Raw genomic sequence first — 16,014 nt, 5'->3', positions numbered from 1 at the left:
ATACGATTTAAAATGGATTGATGAACGGATTTTAGGATGGAAAAATGAACTGATAAGAAAATAATAAGCAATAAATACAATGTAACCTTGCCCAAACTTCCTTCAAATCACGTAAACTATAATCCGCGACTATTTCAACGTAGCGCTCTATCAATTAACTACTGTGGTGAAATCCAATGAACAATATGCAATGGCTCGATGAAGTAAAATTTAACGAACAAGGACTTATTCCTGCTATTGCACAACATCATCAAACTGGACGTGTTTTGATGGTGGCCTGGATGAACCGTGAAGCATTACAACTGACTGCTGAAAAAAATCGTGGTGTTTATTTCTCACGTTCACGCAATAAACTATGGTTTAAAGGCGAAGAATCTGGACATTTTCAAACTGTTCATGAAATTCGTTTAGACTGCGATGCAGACGTAATTGTATTGCAAATCGAACAACATGGCGGCATCGCTTGTCACACAGGTCGTGAGTCTTGTTTCTACCGTAAACTCACAGCAAACGGTTGGGAAATTGTCGATGCTCAGCTCAAAAATCCAGATTCGATTTATGCTGATAAATCTGCTGAAAAAGCATCAACCAACCCACATACATTGGCAATGAATGCATCCACGGCCCAATCTGAACAAGTTGAAGTCCTGAATTATTTAGGCAAGATGATGGCGGAGCGTAAAGCGGCAAATCCTGATTCTTCTTATATCGCAAAGCTTTATCACAAAGGCTTAAACAAAATTTTGGAAAAAATTGCTGAAGAAAGTTTTGAAACCGTAATTGCAGCAAAAGACTTTAAAACTGAAGCCAATGCAGAAAATAAGAATGACTTAATCTATGAAGTTGCCGACTTATGGTTTCATACCATTGTTATGCTTGGTTATTTTGATCTAGATGTGCAATTGGTATTGAATGAACTGGCACGCCGTCAAGGGCTTTCAGGCTTAGTAGAAAAAGCCAATCGTGATCATTGATTCAAATAAATAGAACTAAAAAACCATGCATATGCATGGTTTTTTAACGATAGCACTGAAATAATCAGCCTGAAAATTATTTTTTCTCAATTGATGGTGCAATCGGGTCAGCCGTAATATAACCGACTGCTGCTGCAAATTTATTGTTGTAGTTGGTATTAATCGCTTTATCAAGATCTGCAAGTAAACTGGTACTTAAACCACTACGTGAGCCATCTGCATTATCTTTATAGAAACGATTCCATTCATCACCAGGGTGTTGGAAGTTGCTCATAATATACGTCCAGCCATTCACTTCATCGACAGCATGTAAGCCAGTAGATTCCGCACCTGCTGGAGCAGATAAAACTCGCTCTAACTTCTTGGTGTCTACATTATAAGCCCATAAATAGTTATTCAAATGGTTGCCCGAATCTTCACCAATAAACAATGAGCGCAGTTTTTCAGAATACTTTAAATTATCAGGACTGGCGATTTTAGTCGGATCAGCCGTATTTCCGAAACTGTCAAAACTAATATCGACACCTTTTAACAGTAAGCTTGATTCACTTGGAACCCAGTCACTGTTCATTGCAACATTTGTACTATCTTTCTGACCGCCTGTTAATTTATGTTCTAAAATACCGCCTGCAGTAATTTTAGGAAATTTGACATTATGTTCAGCCAAATAACCACTACCGCCTTCAACCATAGAATCGACAATGTTTGCCAATGCAGAATATGCTTTTTTATCTGCAATATTAACGGTCGTTCCTTCATTCTTGGTCAACGCCATTGATGCACCCACAAATGCTGCATAACGGTGTGTTTCAAGGAATGCAGCAGCAAGTTTTGTCTTATCGCTGTTGTCTTTTAACTTAAGATAAACACCTATTTTGCTTAGATACGTAAATTTGAAACCTTGCGCTTCTAAATCTGCTTTTTGTGCCGCTTGCTGAGTTTTCAAACGTGCTTTTGCAGCATCAGCTAAGGTTTTTTGTTCAGTTGTTGGACTCGTCGCATCAATCGCTTGCTTCTCATTTGCAATTGCATCCGTTGGGTATTTACTGATTTGTAATATTGAGTTGAAAATATCAGTGCCTTTAATCCCACTTTTAATTAAATTCTCAATTTCCGCACTGGTTGCATGACCCAAATAGATCCAAGAAATTTTACCAGCTGTGGTATCGGTTAATTGCGTTGTAAATTTAGCAACGTACAAAGTACCTGCGGATAAATCCTTTTCTTTATCTGCAATGAACATGAATAAACCACCATTGGTATAGTCATCGCCCATCAAAACCGTGCGATTGTCTGGGAAAACTTGTACCAATTCATGTGAAATACGACCTAAACAATAGTGCTTTTTAACCGAACCAGTACCATCGGCTTTGACTGTAATTTCAGGTAAATGTCCGTAATTATATGGGTTTGCTGAAGTTTCATCACCATAAATATTTTTACTAAATGCTTTCAGTGTTGCAGCTGTTTGACCTAGTTTTTGGTCAAATGCATCTGGCTCATATTCTTCACTGGAAAGATGCGTTCCCCACGGTGAAAGACTTGCACCACAAGTAATCCAAAGTCCATGTGCGCTTGAAGTATCTACATTATGATATTTGATTAATGTTAAATGACCTGTTTTAGGATCTTGATCTAAAGTCAGTACCGCAATTGGTGATGATAATTTACCGTAAGTATCACCGCCTGCTTGGTCTTTAGAAAGATACTCAAACTGCACCACATGGAAAACTGGATTACCTGTTACACCCAATGCTTTCTTATCAGCATCGGTAAAATCTTTTCCTGTAGCTTGTTTAAAACTAATTAAAGAGCTGCCGTCTGGGCAATCTGAGAAAAATTGACGTTCTTTACCTGCAACTGATCGATCTATAATCGGTTTATTATTAATATCATAGTAACCACCCGCAATAATTTTTCCGCCTTTGCCATCTGGAACATCCGTTCCTGTTAGAAAGAATGACTTATAACCCAATTGGTAATCTGTTTTACTACCATCATCCCAATTGATTGATAACTTAGAAGTACATGCTGTAGTCGCCATTAAGGCAACCGTTGTTGGCGCATCCATAGAGGTAAATGTTGCAGATTTTAATTTGATAGGATTTATAGGTGGCTGAACAACCGTATCATTATTACTATCATTACAACCTGCTAATGTTGCTGAAGTTGCCATTGCCCCAAGTGGCAGAAAAGGAATGCTGGCTAACCATTTAATAACTTCACGGCGTGTGTGTTGGTTGGCTGAATTTGTCATGTAGATTTTCCAATTTAATTTTAGAATTTTTCCCTACACGAGTTTAAAAACATGCCATGACAATTAGATTTCACTTTTAAGTCATTTTAAAGTCAAAAACTTAAAAAATTCATATGATGATAAAAATTATACAGATACCCCATCGCTTATTCTCATATTCATGTTTCAAACAATAACGAGTCAGATTTCACCCTAGCACTGAACAAATGTTGCTATACTCAGCGTCATATTAAATTTTCAACTTATAAGATTTCATAACGCTGTGCCTTATTCTTTTACACCGACCATAGAACAAAGTTTTGCAATTGCAGAAGCAGAAAAAGGGCAATCTTTTAAAGTGATTGCCTATGCTGGCACAGGTAAAACCACAACTTTACAGTTGATTAGCGATGCAATGCCGAATCGCCGTGGGATGTATTTGGCTTTTAATAAGGCAATTGCTACTGAAGCACAGAATAAATTTCATCAAAATGTAGACTGTCGCACCTTCCACTCGCTGGCATTTCGCAGCGTTCAAAGAGGTGTGACCGATAAATTACGCTTACCTCGTTTAAGCCCAAGTTTTATTGCCAAAGAGTATCGATTAGAACCGATTACGCTCAGACGATTAATGGGTGGTCGTTATGAAAAATATCTGCTCATGCCAAGCCGTTTGGCGAGTTTAGTAGCAAATGCGGTCAGTTATTTTTGTTCTACCAGCTCACAATACCCTGCTCCACGTCATATTCAAGCACCGAGTTGGTTGCATCCAGACGATGTTGATTCATTACAAAAACACCTTTACCCTGCGGTAGAAAGACGCTGGTTAGAATCAATTGATCAGAATCATCAAGCAGGTATTGGACATGATATTTACCTGAAACTCTGGGCATTATCGGAGCCTCACATTCCTGCGGATTATGTGCTTTTTGATGAGGCGCAAGATGCTGACCCATTAATGTTAGGAATTTTATTACGTCAACGCAGCACCCAAGTGATCTATGTGGGTGATGCACATCAACAAATTTACGCATGGCGTGGTGCGGTAAATGCCATGCAACAAATGCCTTTACCAGAATCTCGCCTAACGACTTCATTCCGTTTTGGTGATGCAATTGCAGATGTCGCCAATCATCTACTCGGTGCACTAGACGAAACCGTTCCACTATTGGGCAATCCAGACATGAAGTCCAGCGTGGTAAATAAACCTCATACTAAAATGCGTGATGCGATTTTATGTCGTACCAATGCTCGAGCGATGGAACTCCTACTCTCTGGATTGGTTCAAGGTGATAAAGTGAGTTTGCAAGCCGATCATGTCAAACTCAACCGCTTTGTCGATGCAGCAAGTTTACTCAAACAGGGCAAACGTGTGGTCGATGTACCTGAATTAGCATGGTTTAATTCATGGCATGATGTACATGAATATTGTGAAACCAATGATGGTAGTGACATCAAACCCTTAGTAAAATTGGTCGATGATCACGGTACAGAACCACTGAAAAGAGCACTCGCTAAAATCACCCCGATAGAACAAGCGGATTATGTTATTTCCACAGCCCATAAAGCCAAAGGTTTAGAGTGGAATCGTGTCCATATAGAAGATGATTATCAATTTAAAATTAATGGTTTAGAACATAAAATAAGTGATGAAGAATTAAGACTTTTATATGTTGCATGTACTCGTGCTAAAATGAGCTTAAATATCCACCATATCTATGATTTGGTACAACAACTTAAACTAAAAACGCCATTTAAAAATAAAGCGACTGCATAACACTGTAGTTTTCTTTGCAGGTGTCCTATGAAACTACAATCCATCCATTTTCGCCATACTTACCATTTTGCCGATTTAAAAATTAACTTTGATGAAAAAAAGCCAATCACCCTATTTATTGGTGATCAAGCATCTGGCAAGACTGCGATTATTAAAAATATTTACCAAGCTTTAACTTGGTTTCCAGCACGTCTAAAAGATTTACGCACGCCTGGTGTGGTCATGCTTGATCAAGATATTATGATCGACCGTGTTCAATCCAAAATTGATGTTCAGGTAACTATTCCTATCGATATTGGCAGATTACCTGAAAGTGCTGCACCCGCTGAAACAGATCTACAAAGTTGTAGTTGGCAATTATTTAAAACTTTAAATGCAAGCGGTGTGGGCATTAGCAAAATTGAATTACAACAATTAGAACAATTAACCACGCTATATAATCAAGTTCTTAAAAATGATCCGATGCAAGGTCTACCCTTACTTGCTTACTACCCAGCTGAACGTTTTGTTAATGACATCAACATTCTCAGTAAAAATAATCCTTTAGTTTTACAAGCGCATAATGCTTATGAATTGGCAACAATTTCCTACACCACTTTTACACGTTTTTTTGAATGGTTGAGAGAAATTTGCGATATTGAAAATGCCCAAACAGCACAACTTTTTCAGAAAATTTTACAGCATAAAGATCTCGCTAATCGAACTGCACCCGACCTACAAAGTATATTTTCCCAAGCACATTCACAATTACATGCACCCAGTTTACAGGCGTTAAAAACTACGCTTAAAATCGTTATTCCCGAAGTTTCTGATCTTTATTTAGAATATCAACCTCGGCTACAACTGATGGTGACTTATAAAAACCAAACACTGAGCTATCAGCAACTGTCCAATACACTAAAAAATTGGATTGGGTTAGTCGGTGATATTGTCCGGCGTATGTGTCTACTTAACCCGATGAGTTTATATCCATGTACAGAGGGCGATGGAATTTTGCTGATTGATCAAATTGATGCAGGTTTAGACCAACACTCCATTCTGATGATATTAGACCGTATGCGAACGGCATTTCCTCGCTTACAAATTATTGCATCGAGTAGCCACACAGAACTACTTGAACAAGCCGATGAATATCAATGTTTTCAGTTAGAAAATAAACAATTACATGAAATTAAAATCAATTCTGCTTGGCAAGAATATCAACATATTTACGAAAATTTATTGAAAAATTTACCTGAGACAACTGAACAAGAGTTACTTGAACCCAACATTCAGCAAAACAATGCACAGCAAATGTTTCAGCAATTTCAACACTTGACCGAAGAACAACAAATGGAATTAAAACGCTTAATTCAATCGGGTGATGATTTATCATCCCATGAACCGCTATTGTAAAGATCTCAACAGATCAAATGAGTAAAATAGATAGCAGCGATACAAGTGTTTTTTATAAATGATCTATGAAGCGATTCTTAGAATTTGCCTACTTTTCGCTGACAAGTAATTGAATATTTATTTTTAAGCAGACCTCTTTATAGCGGTCTTTTTATTTACTTACATTTGCCGTCTGATCGCTCACTCAACATTAGAAAAACATTACATTTCTTACATGAAGATAAATTAGAAAATTGGAACAATAATATGAATAAACGATTCCACTACACTATTTAACCCAAGTGGTAGTCATCCTATTTATGTCATATACATAATGTATAACTTTCAAACGCCCCAATGGGTAAATGCAGCGTATAATCTTGGAAAAGTTGCGTTATTTAGCAAAAAACGTTGATGTTATTCTGATCATGTAATAAGATGAAAAAACTGGTTTTGATTCGATTTTATCAATCCAAATTGATTTTTTGATCGTTTTCTCAAGTTGCGCAACACAACTTATTCTTTTTTAAAAATTTAATTCGGCTTTCAAGATTTAACTCATTGGATGTCTCTTTGCTATCCTCAGATCCTTGAAAGAAAAACTCACCGATAGGTTGCTATAACCTATTCAAGACAATGGATACACGTGTGCTTCCGATTATTGTATTACTACCATTAATACTTGGCACAACCCTTGTCCTGTGGCTGAAGAAATTCTCGCGCGGGGTAACAGCTTTAGGGGCGATTGGGGTCAGTTTAAGCAGCTTTATTTTGTTACTGACTCAAGCTAAAACAGTATTTAATGATCAATCCGTCTTAGAACAATGGCAATGGCTACCACAGGTAGGCATTGATTTTAGCTTCCGTTTAGATGCGCTCAGCCTTATATTCTCATTGCTCATTACTGGGATTGGTACATTAATTTATATCTATGCCTATTATTATTTAAATCCAAAAAATTCTCTCAGTAAGTTATATGCCCTGCTCATGTTGTTCATGACAGCCATGTTAGGTATTTCATTATCCAATAACTTGATTATTTTATTGGTTTTCTGGGAACTTACCAGTATTTCCTCTTTTCTTTTAGTGGGTTACTGGAGCAATTACGACGCAGCACAACGTGGTTCACGTATGGCACTCACTATCACAGGGATGGGTGGGCTAGCGATGCTGGGTGGATTCATTCTATTAGGTCAAATTGCAGGAACCTATCAAATTGACCAATTAACAGGAATGGCACAGCAAATCCAAAGCAGCAGCTTATTCGTACCTGCATTATTATTAATATTATTGGGTGCATTCACCAAAAGTGCGCAATTCCCTTTCCACTTTTGGTTGCCAAATGCCATGGCTGCGCCAACGCCTGTGTCTGCATATCTACATTCTGCAACCATGGTAAAAGCTGGAATTTTCTTAGTTGCACGTTTATTACCTATCTTTGTGGGTTCTGCACTGTTCCATAATCTTGTGACAACCATTGGTTTATTCACATTGTGTATGGCAGCATTCTTTGCCATCTTCAAAGAAGATTTAAAAGGTTTATTGGCCTATTCAACCATTAGTCATCTTGGCTTAATCATGTGTTTATTGGGGATCGGTTCTCCTCTCGCTGTTGCTGCGGCAATGTTCCACATTATTAACCATGCAACATTCAAAGCTGCATTGTTTATGATTGCGGGAATCATTGACCATGAATCTGGCACTCGTGATTTAAGAAAACTCAGCGGACTTTGGCAACTTCTCCCTTTCACAGCAACATTAACCATGATTACAGCTGCTGCAATGGCAGGCGTACCTTTCACCAATGGTTTCTTGTCTAAAGAAATGTTCTTTACCGAGCTATTGGCGAATTTATCTGGTGGGTATGTTGTCCTTGCTGCATGTGTTGCGACTCTGGCAGGTTTATTTGCGGTTGCCTATTCGGTACGCTTAGTTCATGGCGTATTTTTTGACGGTGCTATTGGCAAAGATGTTCCAAATAAAAATGCACATGAACCACACATTGGTATGCGCGCACCTGCAATTCTATTAGCAATATTATGTATTTTAGTCGGTTTAATTCCTGCACTTTTGGTTGAAAATATTGTCAATGCAGGTACACGTGCCAGTACTCAAGTCAATTCATTTGAAGGCGTTCATTTAGCCATTTGGCATGGATTTAATTTACCATTATTAATGAGTGCTATTGCACTGATTGGTGGGGTCACCTTCTACTTCGCACTTGCCAAAGGCAGAAAAATTCGCAAGATTGATTTAGACCTAATCTTAGGTCGCTTACAAGGCAAATTACTGTTTGAAGATTTCTTAAAAAATTTACTGAAAATTTCACGAAAAATTAAGCGCAAAACTGAAACAGGTTCATTACAGAATTATCTACTTTTAATTGTCGTTTTTAGCATCGTTGTTGTGGCTGTACCTTTGTTAGGACAGAATATTACCACTGGAACACGTGAATTAACCTATGCACCATTTACTGCAATTGTGCTGTGGCTACTCCTATTCTCTGCGTGTTGGATGATGCTATGGTTCCATCATGAGCGGATTAAGGCAGTATTGATCAGCGGAGCTATCGGCTTAGTCGTCACCATGGTTTTTATCACCATGTCTGCACCCGATTTAGCTTTGACTCAAATTTCAGTCGATGTGGTGACCACCGTATTATTGTTAATGAGTTTATCGCTCCTACCGCAACTCACTCCCTATGAATCGAGTCGTACTCGTCGTTGGCGTGATGCCATCGTCGCTATTGGCGGTGGATTAGGCATTGGTTGGATAGCATGGCTCATTCTAACCCGTGACCACAGTTCAATTTCGTGGTTCTTTATACAACAATCCTTACCTTTAGGTGGTGGTTCAAACGTCGTCAATGTCATCTTGGTAGATTTCCGTGGTTTCGATACCTTTGGGGAAATTACTGTACTTGGCATCGCTGCCATTGGTGCACTGTGTATGATGGATGGTATGCGCGCGCATGGAGCATCAATCACTCAAGGGCTTACCTATCGCTTTAATCCTTCTCCATTGATGTTTCGTATGACAGCATCATGGGTTTTACCTATCGCACTTGTAGTGAGCTTATACATTTTCCTACGTGGACATAACTATCCTGGGGGTGGCTTCATTGCAGGTCTAATCACGTCAATGGCATTGGTCATTCAGTATATTGCTTTAGGGCAGGATCAAGCAGAACACATGTTAAAAGCCAAATCTGGACGTTTATATGAAGTTTGGATCGGTTTAGGTTTACTTATTGCAGGTTTAACGGGTGTCGCAGCATGGTTCTGGAATCGTCCATTCCTCACCAGTGCGCATGTTTATGTAGAATCTGACATTTTTGACACGTTCCATTTTGCTTCCGCAGCAGGGTTTGATTTAGGGGTTTATGCCACAGTCGTTGGCGCAACCATGTTATTAATTTCAGTGCTTGGTGACTCACGACATTCAAATATGTCGGGTCCAGTGTCTCGGGGGGAATGATGATCAGTTTAGAATTTTTACTTGCTTCTGCGATTGGATTACTCACCGCAACAGGCATTTACCTCATCCTCCGTGCGCGTACATTTCCAGTAGTTTTAGGTCTGGCAATGATTGGCTATGCAGTGAATTTATTCCTGTTTGCAATGGGACGCATACAAATTAGCTCACCTGCAATTTTAACTGAAGCAAGTAATGTAACCGACCCATTGCCACAAGCTTTAGTGCTAACAGCCATTGTCATTGGTTTTGCAACCACCGCTTTTATTATTCAACTCGCTTTGCGTAGTCGTTATGAAACGGGTACAGATCATGTCGATTCAAAAGAAGATCCTGATAGTTTCGATCCACGTGAGGATCAACCATGATCAGTCTTTTCGATTTTTGGCACATACATACGCCTATTTTAAGTATTCTAATCCCTGCTTTTACCGCTTTTATATTGGTGCTATTAGGTAATCCTGGATCTAGCGAATTAGCACAAGATTGGCGTCAACCATGGCGTCGTAGCATCAGCTTAATTTCAGTTGTACTCGGTTTAATCACGGCGATTTCCTATCTGATCCAAGCGCATACTGGAAAAATATTTATTTACCAACTGGGTGAATGGGCTGCACCTTTCGGTATCGTATTGGTACTCGATCGTTTATCTGCATTAATGCTCGTTTTGACCTATGGTCTTGCAACACCATTGTTGTGGTTTGCCAGTAAAGAATGGGATGAGCGTGGACGATATTTTCACACCATGTTCCATTTTTTATTGATGGGATTAAGCGGTGCATTCCTCACAGGAGACTTATTTAACCTCTTTGTCTTCTTTGAAATTCTGCTCATGGCATCTTATGTTTTACTGCTACATGGGCAAGGTAAAGTTCGTTTCCAACTCGGCATTCACTATGTCACCATTAACCTCGCAGCTTCTGCACTTTTCCTGATTGGATTAGGCATGATTTATGGCAGTGTGGGTAGTTTGAATATGGTCGATGTCGCACGCTTATTACCAACATTAGAACATGATCAACATCGTCTTGCCATTGCAGGCGGATTACTGTTATTTGTCGTATTCGGTATTAAAGCTGCGATGTTACCCGTAGGATTTTGGCTACCCAAAACCTATGCGGTTGCCACAACGCCCGTTGCTGCGATCTTTACCATCATGACCAAAGTGGGTATTTATGCAATTTTAAGGGTCAATGGTACTGTTTTTAATGACGAACTCGGTCGAGAGTTACTGCAAAATTGGTTATTACCGATTGGGCTTATCACATCATTATATGGCGTGATTGGTGCATTAGGCGCAGATCGCTTACGCCGTTTTGTCGGCTTTATGATTTTATCTTCAATCGGTACAATTTTAATTGCGATTTCATTATTCAATACAGCAGCATGGTCAGCAGCTTTATATTACTTAGTCCATAGTACTGTGGTTGCAGCTTCATTTTATTTACTTTGTGGATGGATCACCTCACAACGTGGTGAATTTAAAGATCACCTTAAAGTCGCACCGAAAATGAAGCAAGAAAAAGCGATTGCGGCAAGTTTCTTTATTATTGCTTTAATCATGGCAGGCTTACCACCATTTAGTGGCTTCTTAGGTAAAGTTTTACTGTTACAAGCGACCGCGCACCAAGCATATCAAGGTTGGATTATTGCAATCGTATTGATCGTGAGTTTACTCAGTATTATTGCATTTACCCGTGTTGGCTTTATTCTATTTTGGCGTGCAACTGTGCCAGAACAAGATCAGAAAGAAGAAGCTTTTACGACATATCAAGCATTGCCAAATCATGCCCCTGCACGTAATGATAAAACGATTTATCTGATGCTTCTTGCATTAATTCTTTATGTCATTTGTGCAAAGCCAATTTTGCAATATGTTGAACAAACTGCACAGCAAATCAGTGATGCTGCTTTATATCAGCAAGCGGTTTTAAAAACAGATACTGAAAATAATGTCATTAGTGTTGAACCTTTTGATTCTAAATATATTCCAGAAACCAAATATGGTGGCGAGTCAGAAGATTCCAATGCACTCTATATTCCGTATGTAATTTCGGAAAATACACTGAAAGGTGGGCACATTTCGGAATATAAACAACGTCAAATTCAGCAACAAGTCGAACAGCAAAATCATGTGCCAGATGATGCTCAGCTTAAACCGATGGAGCAATAAATGAAGATATCTTCTTTACTTGATCGTTGCTTACCTCACCCATTTGTTTCGGTGCTGGTCGCTTTAAGTTGGCTGATGCTTGGCCATAGTGCTGAACTTTTTGATATTGTTGTGGCGATTATTCTAGGCTTAATTATTCCTAAATTGATTCAGCCTTTTATAGTCAGAACACCTAATATTCATTGGATTTTGGCCATTAAATTATTCTTCGTCATATTATGGGACATCGTTGTTTCAAATATTCGCGTTGCAAAACAAGTGCTCGGGCCAACAAAAAATTTACACCCAAAATGGTACCGCGTACCTTTAGATACCGACCATGAGCATGTCAATACCTTATTGGCGATGATCATTACCACAACCCCAGGTACAGTCAGTGCAGGAATAGACCAAGAGCGTGGTGATATTTTAGTTCATGCGCTCAATTCTGATGATCCAGATGCAGAAATTTTAGAGATTAAAGAACGCTATGAAGCCCCTTTAATGGCAATTTTTAATGTCAAACAAGGAGAAAGTGAATGACCATTTTGCCTTATGCGCTTGGAATTTGTTTACTTGGCGTGACTATTTCAATGTTGCTATGTTTAGTGCGTTTAGTCATAGGTCCTTCTATTGTAGATCGCCTTTTAGCTTTAGACACCTTATTTTTAAATGCGACGTGCCTCATTGTCGTCCTTGGCATTTATTGGGCAAGTACTTCGATGTTTGAAGGTGCATTATTGGTTGCCATGCTCGGTTTTGTATCAACGGCTGCTTTAGCACGATACTTTACAACAGGTCATGTGGTGGATTAGGAGAAAATGATGGAAAATAATATGCAATTATTGATGGAAATCATTGTTTCATTCTTTCTAATTGTCGGTGCTTTTTTTACATTAGTCGGTGGGATTGGTATGGTCAAATTACCTGACTTATTCATGCGCCTACACGCACCCACCAAATCAAGCACATTGGGTTTAGGTAGTTTTCTAATTGCCGCGATGATCTACGCAGCTTTTCATAGCCGTTTAGGTTTTTCCGAATTACTTATTTCTTTACTCGCATTTATCACAGCACCTGTATCTGCAAATTTAATTGCACAAGCTGCAATTCATTTACGTTTACGCTCTACATCGGGAGATGTTCCAGAAGCCTTGGAGCGACCTCTACCGTGGCAACGCCAACGCGAAGTTAAGCAATTTAAAGATAAAATATGATGCTAAATTGAACCTAATATCATCATTAGGTTCAATTCTGCTATTCCATTTAAAGACATTAGCCATACCCCATACATTTACGTAAAAAAGCCAATGATAACATTGGCTTTTTTAATCTTGTAAGAATTAGCTATAGAGTTGTGGCAAATCTTCTTCACGGAAGCTTTCCATACCATACTCATCTGCCAACTTGTCTTTCCAATGCGCAACAATTTTGCTGTAATCAATTTCAGAAGGATGAAAGTCCGCTTTGAAATATGATAAGTATTCGGGAATTAATGAAATCAACATTTTAGAAATCATATACACACCATAAGCATTCTGAGTCACCTTTGGCACACTCTTACGCCAGTCTTGCATAAATAAACGTGTTGCAGAGTAGAATGTTAAACTTGCAAAACCAGTGGTTACATTACGCATGACAATACGACGCGTACGATCATCTTTGTAAACAGCTTGATATACATCAAAAGCCACCGCACGATGTTCAATTTCCTCTATCGCATGCCATGCCCACAGTTTAATCGCATCTTCATCCAGTGTGCTCAAAACTTCAGGATGACGCAGAACATATCCGCCAAGCAATGCGGTGAAATGTTCAAAAGCACAAGTCACGGCAAGCTGAAATTTAGGATGTACACTTTTAATAAATGCATCACGGCGACCTAACCATGCTTGGAAACCGTCTAAATTGTAATCATCACGGCGCCATGCATCATTAAATTCTGCATGTGCCTTAGAGTGCATCGCTTCTTGACCAATAAATGCAGCGATTTGAGCTTGTAGTTTTTCATCTTGCACTTTGTCACGTACATTACGCACACTGTGTACAAAAAACTGTTCACCAATTGGGAATGTTGATGACAATGCCGTCAATAAATGCGACATCACAGGAGAGTTTGCAAAAAAATGCCTACGAATTTTACTTGGGTTAAAGCTAAGTTTACGGACTTTAATACCAATAGCTTTAGGGCGATTCAAATACGTTTTTTCTGTTGTCACTTGAACTGTTGACATAGGTGCAATCCGACATTTGTCTGTATTTATCTATATTGGCATAATCTCATTTTTTGTATATTGCGAAATAAATCACAGAATGGCAGAAATGCTCACATTGTCAAAAAAGCCAAATGCTAATTTTTAATTACATCATCATTAACATTATTTAATGATTATTTATTAATACCTTAATGTTATTTCTGAGATTTTAATTGAATTTATATTTTGTCACAAAAACCAATATTAATCAGATAAAACAAAACCCGCATTGTGCGGGTTTTGAATATTTCACTGATATTCAGTTTATGACTTAGATATCAAGATAATCTAAAATACCTGCCGCTGCTTCACGACCTTCCCAAATTGCAGTCACAACAAGATCAGAACCGCGAACCATATCACCACCTGCAAAGATTTTCGGATTTGATGTTTGGAACTTATACTCTTGTTTCTCAGCTGCAATTACACGACCAGAACCATCTAAACCAATATTTACACCTGCAAACCAATCTGCTGGAGAGGTACGGAAACCAAAAGCAAGTAATACTGCATCTGCTGGCAATACTTCTTCAGAACCTGGAATTGGCTCAGGGCTTCGGCGACCACGAATATCAGGCTGACTCAATTGAGTCGTAATAAACTTAACACCTGTGACTTTTCCATTTTCGCCAACAATTTCGATCGGTTGACGATTGAATTGAAAGTCCACACCTTCTTCACGTGCATTTTTAACTTCACGACGTGAACCAGGCATATTTTCTTCATCACGGCGATATGCACAAACAACAGACTCTGCACCTTGACGAATTGAAGTACGGTTACAGTCCATTGCGGTATCACCACCACCAAGGACAATCACTTTTTTGCCTTCAACACTAATGTATTCAGCAGGATCTTTTTCCCAACCTTGCGTACGATTCACATTGGCAATCAGGAAATCAAGCGCATCAACAACACCATCAAGCTCTTCGCCTACGAAGCCACCTTTCATGTAGGTATATGTTCCCATACCCATAAACACTGCATCGTAGTCTGCAAGAAGCTGATCAATCGTTACATCTGTACCAATTTCAATATTTAAGCGGAACTCAACACCCATACCTGTGAAAATTTCACGGCGGCGCTTCATCACGTCTTTTTCCATCTTAAATTCTGGAATACCAAAAGTCAGTAATCCACCAATTTCAGGACGTTTATCAAATACAACGGGTTTAACACCATTACGCACAAGGATATCTGCACAGCCTAAACCTGCAGGGCCTGCACCAATGATAGCAACTTTTTTGTCTGTCCATTTTACAGAAGACATATCTGGACGCCAGCCAAGAGCAAAGGCTGTATCGTTAATATATTTTTCTGCATTACCAATCGTGACCGCACCAAAACCATCATTGAGGGTACAAGCCCCTTCACATAAACGGTCTTGTGGACACACTCGACCACACACTTCAGGGAGTGTATTGGTCTGATGGCAAAGTTCTGCCGCTTGGAAAATACGACCTTCCGCAATCAGTTTTAACCAGTTTGGAATATAGTTATGTACTGGACATTTCCATTCACAATACGGGTTACCACACCCTAAACAACGGTGGGTCTGGTTCGCAGCCACTTCCGCAGTAAAAGGTTTATAAATTTCCACAAACTCTGCTTTGCGGACATTAATATCTTTTTTTTCTGGATCTTGGCGTGCTACATCCAGAAACTGAAAGTCATTATTTAGGCGCTCTGCCATGTCTCTCTCCGTGGGTCAGAGTGAATAACTTCGTTCTCTTGTGTATATCTTCGAAGTTATCCACACCTACCTAAAATTT

The 16,014-nt window shown here is 39.0% G+C and carries 12 protein-coding genes; 9 read left to right on the top strand and 3 right to left on the bottom strand.

What is annotated here, in order from left to right; translation table 11 throughout:
* Window positions 1–176 precede the first annotated feature (176 nt).
* Window positions 177–974 (top strand): bifunctional phosphoribosyl-AMP cyclohydrolase/phosphoribosyl-ATP diphosphatase HisIE, encoded by a 798-nt coding sequence (gene hisIE, locus ACG94X_RS00920; RefSeq protein ID WP_419381861.1) that lies wholly within the window; start codon window positions 177–179, stop codon window positions 972–974.
* A 76-nt stretch (window positions 975–1,050) separates the two neighbouring features.
* On the opposite strand, the gene ACG94X_RS00915 is transcribed toward hisIE, so the two are convergent.
* Window positions 1,051–3,231, bottom strand: a complete 2,181-nt coding sequence (locus ACG94X_RS00915; protein WP_419381860.1) for a PhoX family protein — start codon at window positions 3,229–3,231, stop codon at window positions 1,051–1,053.
* A gap of 262 nt (window positions 3,232–3,493) precedes the next feature.
* Here ACG94X_RS00915 and ACG94X_RS00910 point away from each other — a divergent pair, with 262 nt between their 5' ends.
* The 8 genes from ACG94X_RS00910 (at window position 3,494) to ACG94X_RS00875 (ending at window position 13,204) form a co-directional block, all read left to right on the top strand.
* The gene (locus tag ACG94X_RS00910; RefSeq protein WP_419381859.1) at window positions 3,494–4,987 is read left to right on the top strand and encodes a UvrD-helicase domain-containing protein; all 1,494 of its coding nucleotides are present in this window, start codon (window positions 3,494–3,496) and stop codon (window positions 4,985–4,987) included.
* A gap of 27 nt (window positions 4,988–5,014) precedes the next feature.
* Window positions 5,015–6,382 (top strand): ATP-binding protein, encoded by a 1,368-nt coding sequence (locus ACG94X_RS00905; protein ID WP_419381858.1) that lies wholly within the window; start codon window positions 5,015–5,017, stop codon window positions 6,380–6,382.
* Between the two features lie 615 nt (window positions 6,383–6,997).
* Window positions 6,998–9,838: a monovalent cation/H+ antiporter subunit A gene (locus tag ACG94X_RS00900; RefSeq protein WP_419381857.1), complete on the top strand. Its 2,841-nt coding sequence runs from the start codon at window positions 6,998–7,000 to the stop codon at window positions 9,836–9,838.
* A complete protein-coding gene (locus ACG94X_RS00895; protein WP_419381856.1) occupies window positions 9,838–10,203 on the top strand; it encodes a Na+/H+ antiporter subunit C in 366 nt (121 codons plus the stop codon). Before ACG94X_RS00900 ends, ACG94X_RS00895 begins: the two co-directional genes overlap by 1 nt.
* Window positions 10,200–12,008 (top strand): monovalent cation/H+ antiporter subunit D, encoded by a 1,809-nt coding sequence (locus ACG94X_RS00890; protein ID WP_419381855.1) that lies wholly within the window; start codon window positions 10,200–10,202, stop codon window positions 12,006–12,008. The genes ACG94X_RS00895 and ACG94X_RS00890 overlap by 4 nt, the downstream gene beginning before the upstream one ends.
* Window positions 12,009–12,530 (top strand): Na+/H+ antiporter subunit E, encoded by a 522-nt coding sequence (locus tag ACG94X_RS00885; protein WP_419381854.1) that lies wholly within the window; start codon window positions 12,009–12,011, stop codon window positions 12,528–12,530.
* Window positions 12,527–12,802 (top strand): monovalent cation/H+ antiporter subunit F, encoded by a 276-nt coding sequence (locus ACG94X_RS00880; RefSeq protein ID WP_419381853.1) that lies wholly within the window; start codon window positions 12,527–12,529, stop codon window positions 12,800–12,802. The genes ACG94X_RS00885 and ACG94X_RS00880 overlap by 4 nt, the downstream gene beginning before the upstream one ends.
* 21 nt (window positions 12,803–12,823) lie before the next feature.
* Window positions 12,824–13,204, top strand: coding sequence for a Na+/H+ antiporter subunit G (locus ACG94X_RS00875; protein ID WP_419381998.1), 381 nt, complete (start codon window positions 12,824–12,826; stop codon window positions 13,202–13,204).
* A gap of 126 nt (window positions 13,205–13,330) precedes the next feature.
* On the opposite strand, the gene ACG94X_RS00870 is transcribed toward ACG94X_RS00875, so the two are convergent.
* Both ACG94X_RS00870 and ACG94X_RS00865 read right to left on the bottom strand, forming a co-directional pair.
* Window positions 13,331–14,221, bottom strand: coding sequence for a metal-dependent hydrolase (locus ACG94X_RS00870; RefSeq protein WP_419381852.1), 891 nt, complete (start codon window positions 14,219–14,221; stop codon window positions 13,331–13,333).
* A 292-nt stretch (window positions 14,222–14,513) separates the two neighbouring features.
* Entirely contained in the window at window positions 14,514–15,935 is a 1,422-nt protein-coding gene (locus ACG94X_RS00865; protein ID WP_419381851.1) for a glutamate synthase small subunit GltD family protein, read from the bottom strand.
* Between the last annotated feature and the right edge of the window lie 79 nt (window positions 15,936–16,014).

The organism is Acinetobacter psychrotolerans (assembly GCF_048552595.1).
Lineage (GTDB): Bacteria > Pseudomonadota > Gammaproteobacteria > Pseudomonadales > Moraxellaceae > Acinetobacter.
This window is presented reverse-complemented; position numbering and strand designations above follow the sequence as displayed.